This is a genomic window from Anaeromyxobacter sp. SG64, from assembly GCF_022690745.1.
In the GTDB taxonomy this organism is placed as follows: Bacteria; Myxococcota; Myxococcia; order Myxococcales; family Anaeromyxobacteraceae; genus Anaeromyxobacter; species Anaeromyxobacter soli.
This window is the reverse complement of sequence record NZ_JALCZB010000015.1, coordinates 57,381-78,764: the sequence shown is the minus strand read 5'-3', so window position 1 is coordinate 78,764 and position 21,384 is coordinate 57,381. Positions and strand designations below refer to the sequence as shown.

Below are 21,384 nucleotides of genomic sequence, written 5' to 3'. Positions count from 1 at the left end.
CCTCGTTCACTGGAAGCTCCTTGGACTCGCCGCCAAGCGAGGCCGTTGGTGTTTGGTCACCGAGGAGCTTCCACTTCCTTCTCAGCCTCCGCGAACTTCCGATTCACACATTCTTAGGGACACAACCTTGCCGCGCCACCTTCCTGAGGTGCAGCAAGTGGTCGCTGGTTCAAATTCAGTCGCCCCGACTCTCTGAAGGCTTCGAGGTTTCGCGCGAAAGTGCGCGGCCTCGGGGCCTTCGCCTTGCTCGGCGACTTCATGTCTTTCAAGGTCAGGGTAGACACGCGCCTCCCCGACCTCACCGGACCCCCCCGTCGCGGCTGCAACGCTATGCAACGGTGTAGCGGACCAGCACCACGGGGATCGCGACCGCGACCGCGCCATACAGCGGTCAGAGCCGCTTGAAGCCCGCTACGAGCACGGCGGCCTGCGAGTCGTCCACGCCTCCCAGCTTGAAGTCCATGGCGACGGAGTTGAGCGTCCTCACGTCGCTGCGCGGCTGCTTGGCTCGGTCAAGGACCCCGTGCATCTTCACGCCCACGGTCCGCAGCGGCATGTTTTCCTTCCGGGCAAGCGCCTGAATCAGTTCGACCCCGCAGGCTGCGACGGCGGAGAGCGAGACCTCTACGGGCGTCACCTCTTCGCCGAGCGCGCCGTTTATCACCGGGCCGTCGATGATGAAGTGGTGGTCCCGGATGCCGCACAAGACGCGGCCGAACACGTCGGTCGAGCGAGCCGTAACGTCGTACTCGCTCACCGCCTGCGCTGAAGTCGCCATGGGCAGGGGGAAGGTCTCGCCTCGCTCCTGATGCACGGTTCTTCCGGGTGGCCTCCTTGGCAGGAGCGCCGAGAAGATCGCGCCCGCCCCGCCTTCATGTCGCCGCGTCATGCGAGGGGCGCCGGCAGGAACGACGGCGCGGGGGCCGCTGATTCACTCTCCTGCGGGCGCGTCGACATCGAAGCCCTGCTCCATCTGAACGCCGGAACTCGGCCTTCGGGATGCCCACCCGCTTCGCGGGGACTCCCGCGACGGTCGTGTGCGGCGCCACGGGTTCGAGCTCGACGCTGCCCGCTCCTACCTTCGAGCCTTCACCGATGACGATGGGTCGATGCGCGGTGAGGCTTCGCGGCTTCGCCACGTCCACGTTCATCGCGAGCCCCAGCGCTCAGGACGAGACAGTCATCGCTCCCGGACTGCGTAGCTCAGGTGGGTCACCCGCTGCGTCGGCTCCGCGCGGACCGGCTCCAGGGCCACGCGGCCCGCGTCCACGCCCTCGAACAGGCGGATTCCGGAGCCGAACAGCACGGGCGAGAGCGCGATCGAGAACTCGTCGATCAGGCCGGCGTTCACGTACTCCAGGATCGTTGCGCCGCCGCCCGCGATGCGGACGTCCCGGTCGCCGGCGGCCTCGCGGGCCTGGTCGAGCGCGGTCTCGATGCCGTCGTTGACGAAGTGGAAGGTGGTCCCACCCGGCCGCTCCCAGGGGTCACGCTTCTCGTGCGTCACGACGAACACCCGCGTGTGGAACGGCGCCTCCTCCGGCCACGCCTGCTCGCCGAGGTCGAACATGCGCTTGCCCATCACGCTCGCGCCGGTGCGCTCGAACGTCTCCCGCACGATGTCGTTGTCGCGCCCTTCCTCGCCACCCTCGCCGAGCTTCAGGTTCTCCCGTAGGAACCGCAGCGGCAATATCCACTGCTGCAGCTCCATCCACTGCGCCGTCCAATCCGGGTCACCCATGCGCCCCTCGGGCGCGATGAACCCGTCCAGCGACATCGACACGCTGAAGAACACCTTGCCGGCCATCAGTCCTCGACTCCCTTCCGAACGATCCCGGTGACGTAGGCAGCCAGGTTGCTCAGCGTCTGCTGGCCGCCCTCGATCGCGTGGTACTTCTCGACCGCCTCGTCGCGCAGCTCCTTGGTGCGGAACACCGTGCGCATCTCGAGCCGGGTCGCCGCGCCGTCGGGCGCGAACGTGAGGGCCGACTCGAAGGCGTTCGGGTCGCCGCGGAACTCACCGTGCAGCAGCGCGATCCGCTCCGGCGGGGCGATCTCGGTCCAGGAGATCCACTCCCGGTAGTCCGTCCCGTCCGGACCGTGCAACACGAAGTCCCACTCCCCGCCGACGCGGAACTCGAATGCCCGCGTGGTGGTGGTGAACCCCTCCGGTCCCCACCATCGCGACAGGTGCCGCACCTCGGTGAACGCCTCGAACACCAGCTCCCGTGGGGCACTGATGACCCGCGAGATCACGATCTCGCGGTCGGCCGTCGCTGACTGCGCCGGCGCGTCCCGTCCTGTCGCTGCCATCGGTCCTCCTGCCTTGCCTGCTCGAGGTCCTGCACGTACGCGTCCAGCCGATCGAAGCTCTCGTTCCAGAACCGCTCGAACCCGCCGGTCCACTCGTGGACCGGTCGCAGCCCGCGGGCGTCAAGGCCGTACAGGCGCTGCTTGCCTGCCTTGCGATCCCGCACGAGCCCGACCTCCCGGAGCACCCGCAGGTGTTTTGACGCCCCGGGCTGCGTCATCCCCAGCTCCTGGGCCAGCTCGGTCACCGGCCGCTCACCCGCCCGCAGCAGTGCCAGGATCTCCCGGCGCTGCGGCTCGGCGATCGCGTTGAAGACGTCCGAGGTGGTCGCTGCTCGTGCCATTGAGCGTAAACATATGCCCATATCGGCATTCGTCAAGGCCCTGGCCCGCTCGCCGCCGAGGGCTGGTTGGGTAGTCGGTGGGGTCAGGGCGCCACCCGTACGGCGAGCGGCATCGCCGCGTGCGTGGCTCGCCAGATCCCAGAGTCATTCGCGAGCTCGCTCCTCTCGAGCCCCGGGTGTCCCTGGACGCGGTCGACGCGATCCAGGTCGAGCGGTGGGGTGAGGAGGATGCGGGTGAAGTTCCAGAGCGCCTTCGCCGCCCGGAGAACGGTGCGCCTGGCCTCAGGCCGGGACGTGGCGTAGCGCCTCGCGATGGACTCGAACTCCTCCGGCGCTCGCCCGCCCACCGAGGCCACGACATCCGTCGGCGCGTTCACGGCGAAGGCGTTTCGCCGGTAGTCCTCGACGTAATGGCGGAGCTGCGACTGCTCGAAGGGACTCAAGCCGAGCACCCGCAGCGCCTTGCGGAACATCACCTGTGGCAGCTCCACGTACCGAACGCGCCGTCCGAGCGCCTTGGAGAACGCGTCGGCGATGCCGGCGGGCGACAGGAGGCGCGGTCCCGTGGGGCGATAGGTCTTGCCGCCGTGCGTCTCCGGATCGAGGAGCGCGCCCACGACCACGCTCGCGATGTCCTCGTTCGAGGGGGGCGCATTCTCACCGGCGCCGAGCGGCATCGGCATCACCCCGAGCTGCGCGATCGGCTCCAGGAGCCGCATGTAGTTGTCGGCAAAGAACCCGGGGTTCACGACCGTCACCGCGACCTCCGGGATCCACGGCAGCGTCTGCTCCATGAGCCAGAGCCCACGCGTCGCCATCGATGGGTGGCGGGGGCTCGCGAGCCACTGCGAGAGAGCCACCATCGACTCGAGGCGCGCCTCGCGTGCCGCGACCGCGAAGGTCGAGACGACGTGGAGAAGGTCGGGGCCCCACGGCGGGCAGAGGTAGGCCCGCTGTGCGCCCTCCAGCGCCCGCTCGACGTCGGCCGGGTCCGTGAGGGACCCCACGACCACCTCCGCACCGGCGTCCCGCAGTCGCTCAGAGCGGGCATCGACCCTCCGGACGAGGCACCGCACGGGGTACCCGCGCTCGAGGAGCTGAAGCGCGGTCGGCGTGCCGGTGTGCCCTGCGGCGGCGGTGACGAGAATCCTCGGCTTCTTCATGTTCGGCCTCATTTTCGCGGGCGTACGCGCCGGCGACGCTGGTTGTACCTACAACCCAGGTTGTAGGTACCACCTTGCGGTGCCGCAAGCCGATCTTCGCGACCGCCGGCCCGATCCCGATGCGTCGCCGGCCGAACGATGACTCGAGCGGAACATTTATTTTTGACAGGGACCCTGGCGAACGTGCCAGCGCCCGCACGTGCCGGCGCTACACGCGGCGCTTCCACGAGACTCGACGGCCGCTGCGAGGGGAATTCCGGGTTCCTGGTCGTACGGGAAGAAATGGCCCGGTGCTTGGATGGACCTGTCCAGCAAAGACACGGAAAGGACCGATCAATGGAGAGTGCAGCGACCGGGAAGGTCGATCCCACGAGGAAGCTCACCGCCGCATCGGTCGGAGGCGCGATCGTCGTGGCATTCGCCTCGTCGCTCTGCTGCCTCGGCCCGCTCCTCTTCGCCGCGCTCGGTCTCGGCGGCGCCGGCCTCCTCGTCGAGTTCCAGGCGTATCGCCCCTACCTTGCGGCGCTCACCCTCGTGCTGCTCGGCGCAGGCTTCTTCTTCACCTACCGGCGCCCCAGGCTGGCGCCTGCGACCGCCGCTGCAGGCCCAGCCTGCGACTGCGAGCTGCCCAGGGCGAATCGCTTCGGCCAGGTGATGCTGTGGATCGCGACCGTGGTGGTCGCCGGCCTCCTCGGCTTCCCATACCTGGCGCAGTTCCTCTTCGATTGATCACCAGAATGGAGAATTTCATGAAGATGCTCAGGATCGTCCTCGCCACCTCGTTGCTCGGTACGGCCGCGCTCGCGGTCGCCCACATCGCCACGGGTTACGCCAGCGCCGAGGACACCGCGGCAGGCTCCGCCACCGTGTCGCTGCACGTCGAGGGCATGACCTGCGCGTCCTGCAGGGTCGCGGTGCGAACCGCCCTGTCGAAGCTCGACGGCGTGAAGGATGCGCGGGTCGACGTCGACAGGAAGAGCGCCGCCATCGACTTCGACCCCACGAGAGTGACGCCGCAGCAGATGGTCGATGCCGTGAACAGGCTCGGCTACCAGGCCAGCCTTCCCGCGAAGACCGGGCCGTAGGAGAACGCGATGAGCTCCTGCTGCTCGGGTGAGAGCTGCGAGATCCCCAAGCCCCGCGCGAGCGGCGAGGCCGCCTGCCCGCGCTGCGGCGAGGTCGGTCGGGTCGAATGACTGGCGGCACCGCGGGCGCGGGCATCGATGGGACCAAGTGGAAGCGGCGGTGATTCCGCTCGGCGTGCCCGTTCGCTCCGGCGGAGGCGCCCATGAACGCGGCTGCGCCCCCTCGGGCCGGACGGCGCCACCACGGCCTCTCCGTGAAGGCTCTCCCAGCGGCGCCGTCGACGGTGATCTCGGGCTACTCGTCGCAGCGCGTGACGACCCCGAGGAACGTCGACTGTGAGCGGCCCAGGGCTGCGCGAAGGCAGCGCATGTAGCACCGCGCACCCCAGAGCCGCACGATCGTGAGCCAGTGCAGGATGACTTCCTTGCCCGTGATGGTCCCGTTCATCGCCGCGCCTCCTTCGAGCCTCTGTCCTCCTGTCTCGGCGGCGGACCGGAGATGACGCGGCCCGGAGGGGCTCAGCGCGGGTCCCCGTAGAAGCGCCTCAGCCCGTGGCTTGGAGGCCCCCGTAGCGTGTAGACGTCACGCGGGCGCGGCTCGCGAGGAACGATTCTCGCGCAGGGGGTCAGTTCGACGGCAGCCGCGGTGCCCTGGGGAAGTCGATCTCCGTCTCCGAGAGGATGGCGGCGGCGTTCGTGAACACCCGCGCCGCCACGTGGGCGACGACCTCGACGATCTCTCCGTCTGTGAGGCCCACCTCCCGCGCCTCCGCGAGCTCGCGGCCGGCGCGCGCGCCGCCGGTCCGGACGATCCGGCGCGCGAGCGCGAAGATGGCCCGCTCGCGCCGGCTCTGCGACTGCCCTTCGCGGGCGGCCGCCGCGTCCTCCGGGGACGCGCCGGCCTTCGCCGCCAGCGCCGTGTGCGCGGAGAGGCAGTAGCTGCAGCCGTTCAGCTCGGAGACGTGGAGCGCGAGGAGCTCGGCCTCGCGTGGCGAGAGCTTCCCGCCGGAGAGCGCCTCCGAGAACGCGAGGTAGCCCTTCAGCGCCGCCGGCGAGTGACCGATGGTCGCGTAGAGGTTCGGGACCATCCCGAGGGCCTTCTTGATCCCGTCGAGGACGGGCTTCGTGGCCTCGGGGGCGGTGGTGGAGGTGACGGGCGGGATGCGTGCCGGCATCTGGGACTCCTGTGTTCGTGTGGAGCGTGAGTGCTCCGCGGTGGAGGTCGTCACGCGGTCGCGCATTTCACGTCGCCGGCCACCCTCCCGGGATTCCCTTCGCGCGTAATCATCGCCTCGCGCGCGGGACTGCCCTCCAGAACGCCGGCCTCGAGCCGGAATGGAGGAAGCACCCATGCACCGCACCGTCCCGCTCGCCGCGCTCGCGCTATCCCTCGCCACTCCCGCGCTCGCGGAGGAGCTCCGCGTCGACCCCGACGCCGGCAACAACACCTTCCACGCCATCTTCGACGCGAAGCTCGGGGAGCGGATCACGGCCCAGAGCTCCGCGGTCGCCTGCGACCTCCGCTACGACGAGAAGACCGGCCTCGCCTCGGGCCACTGCTCGGTCCCGCTCACGAGCATCAAGGTCGACAACGAGGACACCAAGACCGAGCACTTCCAGCAGTGGGTCACGAACAAGAAGAGCGACCCCGCGGCGTGCCGGTTCGAGGCGTCCCTCGACGGCGTGAAGATCGGTGCGCTCGCCCCCGAGCAGCCGGTGCCCTTCACCGCCCAGGTGCCGTTCACCGTCTGCGGACGGAAGCCCGTCGACGGGCGCAAGGAAACGGTGAAGGGCACCGCCCTCCTCTTCCCGCCCGGCGCCTATGGCGAGAAGCGGACCGTGCGGATCCGCGCGACCGTCCAGGGCTTCGACCGCGACGCGTACCACATCGGGCCGAAGTACACGGACGGCTGGCTCGCGCGCGTCCAGTCGCTCGCGAAGGTCGTCGCCGACCAGGGGACGATCGAGCTCTCCCTGTTCGCGAAGTCAGACGCCGCCTCCACCGCCCAGAAGTGATCTCACCCGGGCCGTGACGGCCCACCCACCGCAGCACAACCGCAACACCTCGAAAGGAAGCACTCATGATCCGTACAGCCATGAAGGGCGCTGTCATCGCCGGCGCCGTGTTCTCCCTCTTCGCGTCGGGCACCGCGCTCGCCGCAGAGAAGGCCGCCGCGAAGGAAAAGGAAGGCGCCAAGGTGGTGAAGTGCGCCGGCGTGAACGAGTGCAAGGGCAAGGGCAGCTGCGCCGGCGCCGCCAACGCGTGCAAGGCCCAGAATTCCTGCAAGGGGCAGGGCTTCACCGAGGAGAAGAGCGCGAAGGTCTGCACCGACAAGGGCGGCAAGGTCCTCGCCTCCACGTAGTCCGGAGCGGGGGGCCGGCGCGCGCTGCGCCGGTCCCCCCGGAGTCACGATGGCGTTCACGCGAAAGCACCTCGGCCACGGCATCGGCCTCCGCACGAAGCACTTCGCCCAGCACCTCGCCACGCCGCCTCCGGTCGACTGGGTCGAGGCGATCAGCGAGAACTTCATGGCGCCGGGCGGACGTCCGTTGGCCGTGCTGGAGAAGGTGAGGCGCGACGTCCCGGTGGTGCTCCACGGCGTCTCGCTCTCGATCGGCTCGACCGACCCGCTCTCGGAGGGCTACCTCGCCCAGCTCGCCGACCTCGCCCGTCGCATCGAGCCCGCGTGGATCTCCGATCACCTCTGCTGGGGCTCGCACGGCGGCCGGTACGCGCACGACCTCTGGCCGCTGCCGTACACCGAGGAGGCCTTACGGCACGTGGTCGCGCGCGTCGCGCGCGTCCAGGACGCGCTCGGCCGGCAGATCCTGCTCGAGAACGTCTCGTCCTACGTCGCGTTCCGTGCGTCCGAGATGTCGGAGTGGGAGTTCGCCTCCGAGGTGGTCCGCCGCGCCGACTGCGGGATCCTGCTCGACGTGAACAACGTCTACGTCTCGGCTCGGAACCACGGCTTCGATCCCCATGCGTACCTCGCCGGCGTTCCGGCCGATCGGGTGGGGCAGCTCCACCTCGCCGGCCACTCGGACAGGGGCCGCTACCTGCTCGACTCGCACGACCACGAGGTTCCGGCCGCGGTCTGGGACCTCTACCGCGAGACCGTGCGCCGCGTCGGCCCGGTCTCCACGCTCGTCGAGTGGGACGACCACATCCCGCCGCTCGAGCGGCTCGTCGAGGAGAGCCGGCGCGCCGAGGCGATCGAGGCGGAGGTGCTCGCGCCGCCGCGGCGGAGGGCGCTCCCGTGAGACTCGCCGAGACGCAGGCCGCCTTCCACGCGCTGGCGACGCGCGCCGCGGACCCCCCGTGCGCCGCCGAGGACTTCCTCGTCGGCTCGCCCGAGCTCCTCGCGCTCGAACGCATCGGCATCTACGCCGACATGTACCTGTGGCGCCTCACCGACGCGCTCCGCGAGGACTACCCGAAGCTCGCCGCGCTCCTCGGCGACGAGCGGTTCCTCGAGGTCGCCGACACGTACGCGCGCGAGCACCCCTCCGATCGGCCCGACCTCGGCCAGTTCGGCCGTCGCCTTCCCGCGTTCCTGCGCCGCTCCCCGGCTCCGGAGCGCGCCGACCTCGCTGATCTCGCGGCGCTGGAGTGGGCGCGCGCGGAGGTCTTCTTCGAGGCGCCCGCGACGCCGGTCGCGCGCGACGCGCTCGCCGTGCTGGGACCGGACGCATTCCTCGACGCCAGGCTCGTGCTCCCCCCCGCCCTCCGCGTCCTCTCCCTCGGGCACGACGCGGCCACGCTCTGGCGCCGTCTCGAGGACGGCGAGCAGCCGGACGCGCCCATCGCAATTCCGACAGCCGTGGTGGTCTGGCGCGAGGGGTTCGAGGTCTTCCACGGCCGGATCGAGCTCGACGAGGCGAGGGCCCTCGACGCCGCCCGGGCGGGCGACCCGCTCGCGAGCGTCTGCGCCCTGTTCGGGCAGCGCGAGGATCCTGCCGCCGCCGCGTTCGCCGCCCTGGTGTCATGGTTCGACCAGGGCTGGATCGCGGCGCTCTCGACGTGACGCCCTCCCGGTGCTCATCTGCACGTGGACCGAGATGGCCATCACGAGCCGCGCGTCTGCTTCCATCTCTCGAACCGGCGCAGCAGCTCCTGCTCGAGGTCCGGAGACATCTCCGGTGGAGGGAGCATGCCGAGCGCGGCCGCGGTCGCCTTCACCTGGCGGACGTAACGGCGGCAGTTGCGGCACATGCCGATGTGCATCCGGAACCGGATCCGGTCCATGAAGGAGAGGTTCCCCTCCGCATACTCGGTGACGAGCTCCGTGATCTCCTTGCACGTCAGCATCAGCGTCCGCCCCGCATGTGCGCCTCGAGTGCCTGCCGGACGCGCGTCCTGGCGCGATGGAGCAGCACCCTCTGGTTCGTCACCGTGAGATCCAGGAGATTACAGATCTCCTTCGTCTCGAGGCCATCCTCGTCTCGCAGGACGAGGACCGCGCGCTGCGCAGGCGGGAGCGCCTGTACCGCTGCCGCCATCACCGCGCGCGTCTCGGCCTCGAGGGCCAGCCGCTCCGGGGTCTCGTCAGTCCAGCCCACCGGAGGGTCGCGCCACATCCCCCCGGCGTCGAACCGCTCGGGAGCGACGGCATGCTCATCGCTCCCGGTCTCCGCCAGCGCGGAGAACGGTACGCTCCGCCCCTCCCGGACGGCCCGGGTCCGCGCCCGGTTCGCAAGGATCCGGTAGAGCCACGTCTTGAACGAGGCGCGGGCCTCGAAGTCGTCGAGACCTTCGAGGACGGCCATCCACGTGTCCTGGACGACCTCCTCCGCCGCGGAGCTCTCACGGACGAAGAGGCGCGCGAAGCGAAGCAGCGCTCCGCCGTGCCGTCGCACGAGCCCGGCGAAGACCGAACGGTCGCCGGCGCGGACCCGCCGGACGAGCTCGGAGTCTTCGAGCCCCGCTGCATGGCCTTCAGCGTCACCGCCCGTCGTCGTCGCGCTCCGCATCAGAGGCGCCCGATGTCCTCCGCTTTGGCGATTGACCGCCACGGGAGGCTCAGAACGTGATCACCTGGTACCCGTCGTGGACGAGCCGCCGCACGCTGGGGTGGCCCTCGTACTCGCCCGCGAGCTGGACGCCCTGCGCGACCACGGCTTCCTTCACCCCGAACGCGCCCGCGCAGTATGCGCAGACGCCCGCGATCCGATCGCCGACCGCCGCGTAGAGGCCGTGGGCCTTGTGCTCCTTCTTCGCGAGCTCCGGGACCCACGCCGTTCCCGCGCCGTCGAAGACGATCCGGACGTCGTCGTTCCCCTCCTTCAGCTCCTTCGCCGCCTCGAGCGCGTTCACCACGCGCCCGAGGCCCTCGTGAGTCTCCGTCCCGGCCAGCACCACGATCGCGACCTTCGCCATGTCTGCACTCCTCCGTCCCAGGACAGGTGCCGAACCGCGCGCGCATTTCGCCCGCATCGAGACTCGCGGCTCGAAATCTCCGCCGGGCTGGACACCTCACGGATGGAGGCGCGGAGCCGCGCCGGACGACGAGCAAGGAGAGCGAGACATGGCGAAGGAGAGAACGACGAATGCCATCCACGGCGGCGAGGACTTCGAGGACCAGGTGCTCCACGCGAAGGAGCCCGTCCTGGTGGACTTCTGGGCGCGGTGGTGCGGGCCCTGCCGCGCGCTCGCCCCGGCACTGGACGAGCTCGCCCGCGAGGTCGCCGGACGCGCAAGGGTCGTGAAGGTGGACGTGGACGAGAACCCCGACCTGGCGCGGCGGTACGACGTCTCCTCCATCCCGTGCCTCCTGATCTTCAGGGGCGGACGGGAGTTCAGACGAATCGTGGGACTCACGCCCAAGGCGCGGATCGCGGAAGCCCTCCACACAGCCACTGCGGCGGCCTGACCAACCCGGACCACGGACACGCCGGGCCGTGCGCGCGGCCCGGCCGCCCGGCGCCTCACGAGACCAGGCATTCCAGGAGCGCCTTCTTCGCCCGGTGGAGGAGGACCGCCACGCGCCCGGGCTCGAGGCCGAGCTGCTCCGCTGTCTCCAGCCCCGAGAGCTCCTGCAGCATCCGTAGCCTCACCACCCGACGCTGCATCTCCGCGAGGCGGTTCACGCAGCCGAGCAGTCGGACGTGCTCCTCGGCGCGCTCGATCGCCTCGTCCACCGACACCTCGTCGGCGGCAAGTGAGGGCTCGTCCTCGATCGGCTCGTGCCGAAGCGCGCGGTGGTGGCGCCGCCTCATGTTCCGCGCGGCGTTCCGGACGAGCACGCCGAGCAGGCTCGCCGACTCCCTGGGCTCCTCCACGAGCGAGCGCGCCTGCGGGAGAAGGAGGAACGTCTGGAATGCCTCCTGGACCGCGTCGAGCGCGTCGTCGGCGGCAAGCCCCTCTTTCCGGGCAGCAGCGGCGAGTCCACGCGAGTGAACCCGGGCGAGCTCCGAGACCCACCGGACGAAGGAGTCCTCTCGTGGGGCCACACCGCGCCCTGCTCGTTCCGCTGTTCCGGTCATGCGCGATCGTCCGACGACCCCTCGGAAGATTACAACCGTGCCTTCGAAGCTCGGGCCTGGAGCCTCCCGCCGCGCCCCCTGCCCTCAGGAGCCCGCTCGCCGCCGAGGGCCGCGATCATCCCGTCGAGTCGCGCGACGACGGCATCGCCGAGCGCGGCGACTGCACGCTCCTGGGCCGCTCGCCAGTCGGGCAGGGCCTCCACGAGCGCGCGCCTGCCGCGCTCCGTCGCCTCGATGCGTTGGCCGCCCGAGTCCAGCCCCGCGATCCGGACGAGCCCCGCCGCCTCCAGAAGTCGGAGGTTCCTGCTGAGCGTGGACTTCTCGAGATCCAGCATCCGCGCGAGTCGCGCCGGCCGGAGCGGCCCCTCGAGGATCGTCGCACCGAGGAGCGTGAACTGGGCGACCGTGATGGGATGCCCGCGGAGCGCCTCCTCGAACACGCTGGTCACGAGGCGGGAGAGCCTGCGCGCGCGGAGCGCGACGCAGCGGGTGGCCTCGGCCGCGGCGCTCGAGGCGTCGATCGAGCTTCGTGCGGTCATGCGCTGGTCGGGGAGACGGCGGGGGTCATGGCGCCGCCCGTACGGCGAGCTGCGTCGTGGCGTGCGTGGCTCGCCAGATCCGCGAGTCACCAGCGAGCTCGCTCGTCTCGAGCCCCGGGTGTCCCTGGACGCGGTCGATGCGATCCAGGTCGAGCGGTGGGGTGAGGAGGATGCGGGTGAAGTTCCAGAGCGCCTTCGCCGCCCGGAGAACGGTGCGCCTGGCCTCAGGCCGGGACGTGGCGTAGCGCCTCGCGATGGACTCGAACTCCTCCGGCGCTCGCCCGCCCACCGAGGCCACGGCGTCCGTCGGCGCGTTCACGGCGAAGGCGTTTCGCCGGTAGTCCTCGACGTAATGGCGGAGCTGCGACGTGCCGGTGTGCCCCGCGGCGGCGGTGACGAGAATCCTCGGCTTCTTCATGTTCGGCCTCTCCTTCGCGGGGGTACGCGCCAAGGACAGCAGCAAACAGTCGGTGTTGTAGCTACAACGCCGAAGCGCCGCAAGCCGATCCCCATCGCGACCCACCCGGGCGATCCCGATGCACCGCCGACCGACTTGAAGCCGCGATCGCCCGGCTGGACGTGCGCGAGATCCCGGCGCAGGTGAGGATCAGCGGATAGCGCTCAACGAGATCCGGACGGGACGCCGGACCGACCAGCGGCTCCTGGTACTCCGGCAGCGGCGGATAGCCGTGTGCAAGCAGGGTCTCCGAGTACAGCTCGATCTTGCGCGTGGGCGTGTTGAAGCCCAGCGGGACACCGTCGACCTCGTCGGCGAACTTGCGGTAGCGCGTCTCGAGCGCGACGCGCGCACCCTCGGGGTGGTCGCGCAGCCAGTCGAGCGAGAGGCCCGAGGGCCCGAGCTGGTGGCGGTAGGCCGCGTCGATGTTCCCCTGCCAGAAGTATTTGCCGAGACCGAGACGGACGGCGAGGTCGAAGACGATCTCGGTATCGGAACGGGCCTCGCCGGGGGGCGCGCCCACGGGCCGGCGCAGCTGGACCAATGACTGCGCCTCGGGGCTCACCTCGAAGCCGAGCTTGAGCGCCTCGCGCTCGAATCCGCTCGCCACCGGCAGGACGATGTCGGCGAGCTCCGCCGTGGGGTTCATGAACAGGTCCGCGTGGACGTAGAAGTCGAGCGCGGCCAGCGCCCCGCGCCCGCGCAGGACGTCGCCGTGCGACAGCAGGAGGTTGGCGCCGAATCCGACGAGGCCTCGCACCGCGTAGGGCTTGCGGTCGAGGATGCCGCGGTACAGCTCGTCGGTGGTCGCGAATCCCCATCGCGCCGGGCCGAGCGGGCGTTCCGCGACGCCGAGCCCCACGGCGCGGCGCTCCGGCGTGCTCCCGACGGCGGGCGTGGGGACTGCGGGGAAGAGCACGTTGCCGCCCCGTGCATCGAAGCTGCCCGTCAGCACGGAGAGCTGCGCGATCGCGCGCGCGATCTGGGTCGCGTTCGTCTGCATCTCGACGCCGCTCCACGCGTAGTACGCGAGGGGCCTCGCCTCCCACAGGAGCCGCGCTGCGCGCTCGACCTCACCTCGTTCGACGCCGGTGATCGACTCCACTCGCTCCGGCGAATAGGTGCGGCAGAGCGCGGCCGCGAGATCGAAGGCGGTCCGGCAGCGCACGCCGCCCGCCGGCGTCTCCAGCGCGTACTCGCCGAACAGGGCGAGGTCCGCGGAGTCGACCTCGTACCGTCCACGGGCGGGATCGTAGACGGTGGGGCGGCCGGCAGGCCGATCCCAAGCCACGTAGCGTCCCCGGTCCCCGCCCTCCGAGAGGTCGGCCTCGGTGAGGGGGCGGCCCGTATCCGAGCGAACGAGCAGCGGGCCGTTCGTCCACTCACGGATGAACGGCTCGTCGAACCAGCCGCGCTCGATCATCACCCCGGCGATCCCCAGGGCGAGCGCGCCGTCAGTGCCGGGGCGCACCTGCAGCCACGCGTCGGCCCGCCGAGCCGGTTCGGTGCGCCGGGGGTCGACCACGACGAGACGTGCCCCGCGCTTCTGCGCCGCGATGGTCGCGGTCGCGTGGCTGAGCCGCGCGTCGGACGCGTGCGCCGCAACGGGTATTTCAGGCGGTCGCGGTGATGGACGAGCTCTGGCCCGGCCCGGCCCTTCGCGCAGAGCGCCTGACCCGTGGGATGCGACGGGTCGGGATCGAGGCGGACGAAGCGCCCCCCCTCGACGGTCGCGATCGCGCCACAGCGCGAGACGCACAGCGCGCAGTACGTGGAGACGCGCTCCGATGTCGTGCTGCCGGCCGCCATCGTCTGTGCCTTGGATCGTGATGCCACCACTGGAGTAGCACCCCGGCGTCCTGGCCGCAGCGTGCACCTCCGCCCGGCGCACCTGGAGCCCTGGTGACTCGATCACTACGGCGGGTGCGGCGGCCTGGCTGCCCTTCCTGGACCGAGCCCCCAACGGATCAGGGTGCAGGCCGCGCCAGCAGCATGCGGTGGACGTGGAAGGTCTCGGCGTACCGAGCATTCGTCATGGCCTCCGCCTAGGGCGGCGCTGCCCAGCAGAGACAGTTCACGCACGAATCGTGAATCTTACGTTTTCGGCATGCACCCCAGATTCGCGCTCGTGGTGGTCGGGCTGCTCCACGGCTGTGGACCGCACGCTTCGGGGGACCGCGCCGGGGGCGCGTCGGTGCCGCCGGACGCGGGTACCCCTGGACCGACGGTTCCACCGGAGCAGGGCGCCGGCGCGCAGCCCGATGCTCCGGCCATCGAGGTCGGCCACATGGCCCCGATCCCCGGCGCGCTTCCGGTAGCGCTCGTCCCGGTCGAGGCTCCCGCGAACGCTCCGGCTCGCGTCACGTGCCGCGCGCCGACGATCGCGCCATTGCCCCGGAGCAGCGGTCTCGCATCGACCTTCGCGCTCTGTGCGGGCGACCTCTGCTGGGAGAACTACCCGCAGGGCGCCTTGCTCGTCTCGGTCGCGGCTGGAGCGGACGGCTCGCTGTACGCCGTCTCCTACGACAACGCCATCCTGCGCAGGGATGCCGCGGGATGGGGGCCGATCTGCCCACCCGCGGACTCCGCGAACGTCCGGTGGACGGGGATCGCAGCGAACGGCCCGGACGACGTCTGGGTCGTCGGGTATCGCCAGTCGCGTGCATTCGAGGAGGTGGTCTACCGGTGGGACGGGCGACGCTGGTTGCGCCCCGAGCTCGCCACGGTCGCCTGGCCGGTCATCGACGGCGGCGCGGGTTCGGACATCCTCGTCAGCGCGTCGCTCCCTTCGGCGCGCCGAACATCGCTTGGGTACGCCGATCCGGCCGTGTACCGGTGGGATGGAACGGCGCTCGTGGCGGAGCGGCTGGAGAGCATGCTCTATTTTGGAGGGCTCAGCGTCCGCGGTACCGAGGCGTGGATCACCGGGTCCGTCGGTACGACCCTGGCGTCACCCACCACGAGCGCGGCGCTCCACCGGTCGGAAGCCGGGTGGAGCACCGTGGCCGCGCCGCCGGGCGTCTATCTCGCGGGGATCGCCGCGGACCCGGCGGGCGGCGCCTTCGCCGGCGGCGAATCGGGTGGCGTCGGGACCCTCACGCGCTGCGAGCGCGACGGGTGCAGGGTCGTGTACCAGGGAAGCGGCGACTGGCTGAGCGTGCGTGGCGTCCTGGAGGATCGCGTCGTCCTCGACTCGGGAACGTACGGTCCGAACGGGTTCTCGCCCTTGCCCCTCCCGCCGAATGCCGCATGGTGCGGCCTGGGCAGCTACCGCGTCGCCGCGGATGGCCGGCTGTACAGCTCCTGCGGCCCCGAGATCGACCGGCTCGCCACAGCCGGATGGACCACCGAGCTCTCACTGTCGCGCCACTCCACCGCTGCGATCGGCGGCGGCGGCGCGAGCGACCTGCTCGTCGGAGGGAACGGGCTCGCGCACTTCGACGGGTCGTCCTGGACGTCGTTGATCGAGCCGACCACGTACGAGAAGTACGGCTACATGTTCTTCGACCACGCGTTCGACTGGATCCGCGGCGCCGCGCCCGACGATCAGCTCCTCGCGGACATCTCGGCCGCAGGAGTCTTGTCGCTGGTGGGATGGGATGGAAGCTCCGTCGCGCCTCTCGCGTTCCCCGCCAGCGCCCAGCTCCTCCCCGGTGCCGACGGTTCGCTCGCCCTGGCGACCGCTGCCGCTCCCGACCGATGGGACGTGCAGAGGCGCCAGCCAGGGGAATGGGGCGCTCCGGTGTCGCTTCCGATTCCAACCGGAAGGCCTCCGACGGACGTCTGGATCGCGCCCTCGGGAGAGATCTGGGCCGCCGCGGCGTGGTCAACGGGTGGCTGCACGTCGGCGTCGTCGCTCTTCCAGGTCGTCGGCGGCGTCGCGAGGGAGATCTCGCTCGGCGACTGGCGCGTGTCGGGAGTGGTCGGCGACGGCGCCGGTGGCGCGTGGGCCTGGGGCAGGACCTCCGGGTGCGGCGGTCGCGACCCGGTCCTCACGCCCGGCCGCGTCGTCCGTGTCGCACGCGACGGCGCCATCGAGGACTCCGGAATGCAGGGTGCGTGGTACTTCGTGCTGACGCCAGCGGGCGACGCGTTCCTCTCCGGCGCCCATGGCACCTGGCGTCACCGGGCGGCCGATGCCGCTCACGCGTGGGAGCTCGTCTCCACCTGGTACGGCGGTCTCGCGGCGCTCCCGGACGGCTCCGTGTGGGCCGGGCGCGGCAACGGGATGAGCGGAACCGCGCTCCTTCGGTACAGGGCACGGTGACCGCGCATCATTCACGTCCGCACTGGGCTCAGTATTCCTTCTGCCAGTTCACGCTGGCCTCTCCCGCGCGCGCGTCCCCGTAGCTGCCGTTGACGTTCCAGCGCTTCGAGAGCTGATACTCGAGGTCCACCTGGTTGGAGTTCTCCCCGCGCGTGGGGTCCGCGCCGATCCGGCCGGTGAAGCCCACGTAGAAGCGGTCGTTGACGTAGGTGCCGGCCTCGAGCTTCGTGCCTGCGACGCCGCTGTCTCCCGCCTCGATGGAGAGGACGTCGAGCGGGAGCTTGCTGGAGAGCGTCGTCTTGAGCTGGGAGGCCGCGAAGGAGCCCACGAGCGAGGCGGCCTCTCCCGAGGTCGACGTCTTCCCCGTCCCCCGGTGCAGAGACGTGTGGCCCGTCGCGAGCAGCGTGTAGATCTCCGTCTCCGGAAGCGGCGGCTCCGAGGTCGGCAGCAGCTGCAGCTTGCTGGGCTCGCCTCGCACGTCGAGGTGCACCGTCACCTGCTCGATCTCGTTCTTGTAGATGGCGGAGACGTTCAGGCCCGGCGCCATCGCCGGCCCCTTGAAGGACACCTTCGAGTCGCGCTGCAGGTCGAAGCGCCGCCCGAACACCTCGAGCCGCCCCCGGATCACGTTCAGGTCCCCGAAGAGCTTCGGCTCCGAGGCGTATTCGATGCGAAAGCCGTCGGAGAATCCGAGCTCCATGTTCACGTCGTTGCCCTTGACCCACAGGTTTCTCTGAGCATTCACGAGGACGGTGAGCTGCGTCCCCGCGCGCCCCGAGCCGGTCGATCCCGTCCCTGCTTCCCGCGAGGCAACCAGCCCCGTCTCGCCGCTCGCTCCCGCTGGCGCCTTGCGCTTCGTGCCACGGACCGGCTTCCCGTTCATCGTCAAGACGACGTCCAGAGGATCGTCCAGCTTCTGCAAGTCCTTTCGTTGCACGTCGGGGAGGACCACGTGCGCCTCGGGGATGTTGAGGTTCCTGATGGTCACGTCGGTGGGGGAGACGTTGCCGTCCGCCGTGCTCCGGAGCGACAGCGTCGCGGCGACCTGCCCCTGGGTCACCACGGGGAACTTGTCCAGAGCTGCCTCGGCGTGAAGCTTGAACGCCTTGCTGCCGGTCCGCGTGGCCTGCGCCGAGAGCTTCGCGGTGCCGCCTCCGGCCGTGGCGGACAGGTCCTGTAGCTCGATGCGGTCGTTGTCTCCCCTTGCCAGCAGGTGAACCTTCGTGAACTCGCCGTTCTCTCGGGTGAAGACGAGGCCATCCTTCCACTCGAGCCGTCCATTCACCGTCGGCGCACCCAGCGTCCCGCTCACGCGGGCATCCGCGTACACGAGTCCGCCCACCTTCTCCACTGCGCCGCTCAGGTTCGAGAGGAAGGCCGGGTCGAAGTCCTTCGCCTGGAGTGTCGCGACCACCGGCGCCGTGTCGAGCCGCTCCGTCCGACCCACGGCGGGGTAGGAGAGGTCCACGTGTGCGGTGGCCGCGACGTTCAGCGCGCCCCCGTTCTTGGACCTCAGCGACAGGTCGAGCAGCTCCTTCGCTCCCGCATAGTCCAACGCGACCGCCACCTGTCCATCCGGCCCGCTCTCTGCGCCGAGCCCGTCCACATTCATCCGGAGGGTCAGCCGCGGGTCGTGGAGGGTGCCGCTCAAGCCGAGCCGGCCCGTGAGCGTGCCGCGAACTCGCGGAGGCGCCTGTGCAGGATCCTCGTTTACCGGCTGCGTGGCGGCTTGAACCTCGGACAAGGAGAGCGGACCCAGGTTCGCTTCGAGTGAGAGCGGCGTCTCGGCCAGGCGGCCGCGGTCCTGTAGCTGTCTCGGATCGGCGCGGACGCGCGCCCTGGCCGTGAAGATGGACTTTCGCTCCCGCTCGGCCCGGACCTCGGCCTGAAGCTCGTCTCCGAGCTGGAGACGCAAGAGGGCATCGAGCGGCGTCACGCCCCGCGTCGCGAGGCCTCGCCCGCGAATGGAGACCTCACCGCGAGGAGTCCTGGCCGAGCCGGTCACGTGCACCCGCGCGCTCAGCGTGCCATCCAGCGGGCGGTCACTCACTCCGGCCTCGGCGAGGAGCTTCAGCGGAACCTCGCGGACGTCCGCCTCGAGCCGGACCTCGGCCGCCATGAGCGCGGTTAGCGTGGGCGGCTGGCGGATCAGCTGGCCGAGCGTGAACGGCGTCGCGAGCTCGATGAAGCTCTTCTCTCCCTCCATCCCCAGGTCCACGCGCAGCCCGAGCCGGCCGTCGTCTGCGCTCTTCGCGACGACGTCGAGCTCCGAGGCCGCGAGCTGCTTCACCCGCAGCCTGCGGCCCTCGAGCGCGACCTTCAGCCTGGGGTCGTCCGCCGTCCCTCTCAGCGAGACCTCCGCCGAGACGAGCCCGGAGATCGGCTTCTCGATACCGAGCTTCCGCAGCGATTCGTCGAGGCGCAGCTCGGCCATCCGGATGTCCACGTTCACGGGGACGTGCCGCCCCTCCTGAAGCGCCTTCACGGGGACGTCGAAGGCGCCGGTCAGCCTGATCCCTTCGCCATTTGCGGCGAGCGTTCCCTTCGCCTGGTCCTTGGCGTACGACGCATCCAGGTGAAGCTCGACGTCGTGATAGCTCTTGAAGCGCCCGCCCCGAAGGTCGACCCGCGCCTTCGCCTCCGGCTTCGAGCTCGGGCCGCTCACACGCGCCTCCAGATCCAGGACCCCGCCCACCGCGAGCGCAGGGTCGACGAGGGCCTTCGGGAGCCTCCCGAGATCGAGCGAGCGGAGATCGAGTGACGCGTCGAGCTTCGTTCCGCGCTTCAGCATCCTGAACGAGATGGCCTCCTGACCGGACCTCAAGGTCAACGGCGAGACCGAGAGCAAGCCGGCGCGAGACTCGAGCCGGACCGGCGCGACGAGGGACCACTGGGCCTCCGGGTAACCCAGCGACAGCGCCGTCAACGTCCCACCGCGCCCATCCCGGGAGAGCGTGGCCTGCGCACGGAGGCTCAGCTCCGCGTAGCCGTGCACGGCCGCGTCCAGCGTGAGGTCCTGGCGACGCCCCTCCACCGCGAGGTGCACCGCCCGGAACACCTTCCCGGGCGAGAGCGCCAGCCTCCTCGCGGCGAGGCGCGTCCTCACCCCGGTCGGCGCCTTCAAGTCCGGAACGTTCAGGTCGAGCGCGAGACCGGCCACCGTGCTCTTCTGATACGCGAGAAACGGAAAGCCGCCGTGCGCCGTGATCGATGGGTGCTCGACCGAACCCCCGATCGCGAAGCCCATTGATCCGCGGCCCTTCATGGAGCGCGCTCCGGGGCCGACGAGCTTGCCCAGCGTCCGGCCGAATGCCTCGAGGTCTCTGGCCACGAGCTTTCCACCCAAGGCCAGCCGCTCCTTTCGTCCTTGCCCTCTCGCCTCGATCCGCAGTCCGGGCACGTTGACCAGCAGCTCGGAGAGCTGCAGCTCGCCATCGTTCGCCGAAGCCAGCACGCGCACCGGACCCATGGTCTCCCCTGCCATCGACGAGGGGGGCACGGTCAGCTCCAGCCGGCCGGCCATATCCTCGAGAGAGGTTCCTCCCCCCGACGCGACCAGGTTCAGCGCCACGTCGGACGAGGGACCGCCGCGGAAGAGCTCGCTCAGATCCACGTGGCGAACCGTCACCGTCGCCTCGTGGAGGGTCTTCGCCACGAGGTCGAGCGTCACGTCCGCCCGCACCGTCGCCGAGGCGGCCCTGGCGTCGAGGCGGAGAGAGAGCGCATCGCCCTTCCGAACGGCCTTCGCCGAGAGCGAGGCGTCCGCGCGGAGCGGGTAGCCCGGAGAGAAGGCGTCGGCGATCTCCGGCGGGATGACGAGCGACTCGATCTGGACGTCCGCGGTGGTCTCGCTCTCGACGTGCGCCATGGCTACGAGCCTCGCGGTCCCGAGCTCGAGCCCGAGCCGCGCGTCCTTCCGTTCACCCGCGCCCGTGGCGTGGAGGCTCAGGTGAAAGGGACCCTCGAAGGGAGCCGCGACGCCGGCCGTGATCTCCAGCTGCGCGCGGAGCGCATCTCCAACGAGCGAGGCCGAGCCGCTTGCTCCCAGGTCGTCCAGGTGGACGTGACGGGACGCATCCGGGGAGCGCTGCACGACGTCGATGACGCCGTGGACGATCCGGAGGTCCTCCACCACGAAGCCCAGGCTGCTCTTCTGGCTCTCCCCCTCGGGCTCGGGCGTCGGGTTCCGCGCCGCGATCGCCCGCTGAAGGTTGCTCCCGCGCTCATCCTGGCGGAGTTGAAGCTCCGGCCGGTCGAGGCGGACGAGCGTCACGTCGATGCGCTTGTGGACGAGCTCAGCAAGCCGGAGGCGAACCTCGAGCTCGGAGACCCGCGCGACGATCCCGCCATCCGGCTCGCGGAGCACCACCCCCTGGAGGATCAGGTGCCCGCCGCGAAGCGAGAGCTCTCGAACGGTGAGCGTGCCCTCGATGGCGGCGTTCGCCTGCTCGAGGACGATCCTTCGAAGCCGCTCTCCCCCTGCCGGCGTCGCGAGGTATGCGAGCGCGCCCAGCACGAGGACGAGCACGACGCCGACGAGCGACAGGGCCCCGATCCCCAGCCGCCACAGCCACCGGCGCCGCCGCGTGCTCCGTGGCTCGCCGCTCCTCGACGTCCCTGAGGCCAAGCTCCGCCCCTTCGCCCGAACAGAACCGTTCATTCATACGTTAGGGGCGCGGGGTCCCGGCCGGAACCGCGGCGAGCGCGTGGGGGCCAGCCCGGCCGGCGGGCGT

At 70.6% G+C, this 21,384-nt stretch carries 24 protein-coding genes; 8 read left to right on the top strand and 16 right to left on the bottom strand.

Features of this window, described 5'->3' with window-relative positions:
* Positions 1-391: 391 nt before the first annotated feature.
* The 5 genes from MNZ29_RS07180 to MNZ29_RS07160 all read right to left on the bottom strand — a co-directional run bounded on the left by MNZ29_RS07180 (position 392) and on the right by MNZ29_RS07160 (position 3,817).
* Positions 392-757 (bottom strand): OsmC family protein, encoded by a 366-nt coding sequence (locus tag MNZ29_RS07180; protein ID WP_242336633.1) that lies wholly within the window; start codon positions 755-757, stop codon positions 392-394.
* A gap of 423 nt (positions 758-1,180) precedes the next feature.
* Positions 1,181-1,807: a dihydrofolate reductase family protein gene (locus tag MNZ29_RS07175; RefSeq protein ID WP_242336636.1), complete on the bottom strand. Its 627-nt coding sequence runs from the start codon at positions 1,805-1,807 to the stop codon at positions 1,181-1,183.
* On the bottom strand, positions 1,807-2,313 hold the full coding sequence (locus MNZ29_RS07170; protein ID WP_242336639.1) for an SRPBCC family protein: 507 nt from the start codon (positions 2,311-2,313) through the stop codon (positions 1,807-1,809). Before MNZ29_RS07170 ends, MNZ29_RS07175 begins: the two co-directional genes overlap by 1 nt.
* A complete protein-coding gene (locus tag MNZ29_RS07165; protein WP_242336641.1) occupies positions 2,253-2,654 on the bottom strand; it encodes a metalloregulator ArsR/SmtB family transcription factor in 402 nt (133 codons plus the stop codon). Before MNZ29_RS07165 ends, MNZ29_RS07170 begins: the two co-directional genes overlap by 61 nt.
* A gap of 83 nt (positions 2,655-2,737) precedes the next feature.
* Positions 2,738-3,817: an NmrA family NAD(P)-binding protein gene (locus MNZ29_RS07160; RefSeq protein WP_242336644.1), complete on the bottom strand. Its 1,080-nt coding sequence runs from the start codon at positions 3,815-3,817 to the stop codon at positions 2,738-2,740.
* A gap of 336 nt (positions 3,818-4,153) precedes the next feature.
* Here MNZ29_RS07160 and MNZ29_RS07155 point away from each other — a divergent pair, with 336 nt between their 5' ends.
* Together MNZ29_RS07155 and MNZ29_RS07150 are read left to right on the top strand one after the other, a co-directional pair.
* Entirely contained in the window at positions 4,154-4,546 is a 393-nt protein-coding gene (locus MNZ29_RS07155; RefSeq protein ID WP_242336647.1) for a mercuric transporter MerT family protein, read from the top strand.
* Between the two features lie 20 nt (positions 4,547-4,566).
* A complete protein-coding gene (locus tag MNZ29_RS07150) occupies positions 4,567-4,902 on the top strand; it encodes a heavy-metal-associated domain-containing protein (protein ID WP_242336650.1) in 336 nt (111 codons plus the stop codon).
* 295 nt (positions 4,903-5,197) lie between these two features.
* On the opposite strand, the gene MNZ29_RS07145 is transcribed toward MNZ29_RS07150, so the two are convergent.
* Both MNZ29_RS07145 and MNZ29_RS07140 read right to left on the bottom strand, forming a co-directional pair.
* Entirely contained in the window at positions 5,198-5,350 is a 153-nt protein-coding gene (locus MNZ29_RS07145; RefSeq protein WP_242336653.1) for a hypothetical protein, read from the bottom strand.
* A gap of 178 nt (positions 5,351-5,528) precedes the next feature.
* The gene (locus MNZ29_RS07140) at positions 5,529-6,077 is read right to left on the bottom strand and encodes a carboxymuconolactone decarboxylase family protein (RefSeq protein ID WP_242336656.1); all 549 of its coding nucleotides are present in this window, start codon (positions 6,075-6,077) and stop codon (positions 5,529-5,531) included.
* A 175-nt stretch (positions 6,078-6,252) separates the two neighbouring features.
* Here MNZ29_RS07140 and MNZ29_RS07135 point away from each other — a divergent pair, with 175 nt between their 5' ends.
* The 4 genes from MNZ29_RS07135 to MNZ29_RS07120 all read left to right on the top strand — a co-directional run bounded on the left by MNZ29_RS07135 (position 6,253) and on the right by MNZ29_RS07120 (position 8,930).
* Positions 6,253-6,918 carry a hypothetical protein gene (locus tag MNZ29_RS07135; protein WP_242336660.1) on the top strand — a complete coding sequence of 222 codons (666 nt, stop codon included), beginning with the start codon at positions 6,253-6,255 and terminating at the stop codon, positions 6,916-6,918.
* A gap of 65 nt (positions 6,919-6,983) precedes the next feature.
* On the top strand, positions 6,984-7,265 hold the full coding sequence (locus tag MNZ29_RS07130; RefSeq protein ID WP_242336663.1) for a hypothetical protein: 282 nt from the start codon (positions 6,984-6,986) through the stop codon (positions 7,263-7,265).
* A gap of 49 nt (positions 7,266-7,314) precedes the next feature.
* Complete coding sequence (locus MNZ29_RS07125) at positions 7,315-8,166, top strand: DUF692 domain-containing protein (RefSeq protein ID WP_242336666.1); 852 nt, start codon at positions 7,315-7,317, stop codon at positions 8,164-8,166.
* The gene (locus MNZ29_RS07120) at positions 8,163-8,930 is read left to right on the top strand and encodes a DNA-binding domain-containing protein (protein ID WP_242336669.1); all 768 of its coding nucleotides are present in this window, start codon (positions 8,163-8,165) and stop codon (positions 8,928-8,930) included. The genes MNZ29_RS07125 and MNZ29_RS07120 overlap by 4 nt, the downstream gene beginning before the upstream one ends.
* A 41-nt stretch (positions 8,931-8,971) precedes the next feature.
* Here MNZ29_RS07120 and MNZ29_RS07115 read toward each other — a convergent pair whose 3' ends face one another.
* The 3 genes from MNZ29_RS07115 to MNZ29_RS07105 are packed head-to-tail and all read right to left on the bottom strand — an operon-like array spanning position 8,972 to position 10,282.
* Positions 8,972-9,214 (bottom strand): anti-sigma factor, encoded by a 243-nt coding sequence (locus tag MNZ29_RS07115; RefSeq protein ID WP_242354268.1) that lies wholly within the window; start codon positions 9,212-9,214, stop codon positions 8,972-8,974.
* Positions 9,214-9,876 (bottom strand): RNA polymerase sigma factor, encoded by a 663-nt coding sequence (locus MNZ29_RS07110; protein ID WP_242336675.1) that lies wholly within the window; start codon positions 9,874-9,876, stop codon positions 9,214-9,216. Before MNZ29_RS07110 ends, MNZ29_RS07115 begins: the two co-directional genes overlap by 1 nt.
* A 49-nt stretch (positions 9,877-9,925) precedes the next feature.
* Positions 9,926-10,282, bottom strand: coding sequence for a DsrE family protein (locus MNZ29_RS07105; protein ID WP_242336677.1), 357 nt, complete (start codon positions 10,280-10,282; stop codon positions 9,926-9,928).
* 148 nt (positions 10,283-10,430) lie between these two features.
* Between MNZ29_RS07105 and trxA the strand changes: the two genes are divergently transcribed.
* The gene (gene trxA, locus MNZ29_RS07100) at positions 10,431-10,775 is read left to right on the top strand and encodes a thioredoxin (protein WP_242336679.1); all 345 of its coding nucleotides are present in this window, start codon (positions 10,431-10,433) and stop codon (positions 10,773-10,775) included.
* Between the two features lie 55 nt (positions 10,776-10,830).
* Here the strand turns inward: trxA and MNZ29_RS07095 are convergent, their stop codons facing one another.
* The 5 genes from MNZ29_RS07095 to MNZ29_RS25125 all read right to left on the bottom strand — a co-directional run bounded on the left by MNZ29_RS07095 (position 10,831) and on the right by MNZ29_RS25125 (position 14,193).
* Entirely contained in the window at positions 10,831-11,355 is a 525-nt protein-coding gene (locus MNZ29_RS07095) for an RNA polymerase sigma factor (protein WP_242336680.1), read from the bottom strand.
* A gap of 62 nt (positions 11,356-11,417) precedes the next feature.
* On the bottom strand, positions 11,418-11,927 hold the full coding sequence (locus tag MNZ29_RS07090; RefSeq protein WP_242336682.1) for a MarR family winged helix-turn-helix transcriptional regulator: 510 nt from the start codon (positions 11,925-11,927) through the stop codon (positions 11,418-11,420).
* A gap of 25 nt (positions 11,928-11,952) precedes the next feature.
* Positions 11,953-12,345, bottom strand: coding sequence for a hypothetical protein (locus tag MNZ29_RS07085; protein WP_242336684.1), 393 nt, complete (start codon positions 12,343-12,345; stop codon positions 11,953-11,955).
* Between the two features lie 61 nt (positions 12,346-12,406).
* A complete protein-coding gene (locus tag MNZ29_RS24880) occupies positions 12,407-13,909 on the bottom strand; it encodes a molybdopterin-dependent oxidoreductase (RefSeq protein ID WP_242336686.1) in 1,503 nt (500 codons plus the stop codon).
* A complete protein-coding gene (locus tag MNZ29_RS25125; RefSeq protein WP_242336688.1) occupies positions 13,807-14,193 on the bottom strand; it encodes a hypothetical protein in 387 nt (128 codons plus the stop codon). Before MNZ29_RS25125 ends, MNZ29_RS24880 begins: the two co-directional genes overlap by 103 nt.
* A 298-nt stretch (positions 14,194-14,491) precedes the next feature.
* Between MNZ29_RS25125 and MNZ29_RS07070 the strand changes: the two genes are divergently transcribed.
* Positions 14,492-16,651: a hypothetical protein gene (locus MNZ29_RS07070; protein WP_242354264.1), complete on the top strand. Its 2,160-nt coding sequence runs from the start codon at positions 14,492-14,494 to the stop codon at positions 16,649-16,651.
* Between the two features lie 28 nt (positions 16,652-16,679).
* Here MNZ29_RS07070 and MNZ29_RS07065 read toward each other — a convergent pair whose 3' ends face one another.
* A complete protein-coding gene (locus MNZ29_RS07065; protein WP_242354246.1) occupies positions 16,680-21,278 on the bottom strand; it encodes a translocation/assembly module TamB domain-containing protein in 4,599 nt (1,532 codons plus the stop codon).
* Between the last annotated feature and the right edge of the window lie 106 nt (positions 21,279-21,384).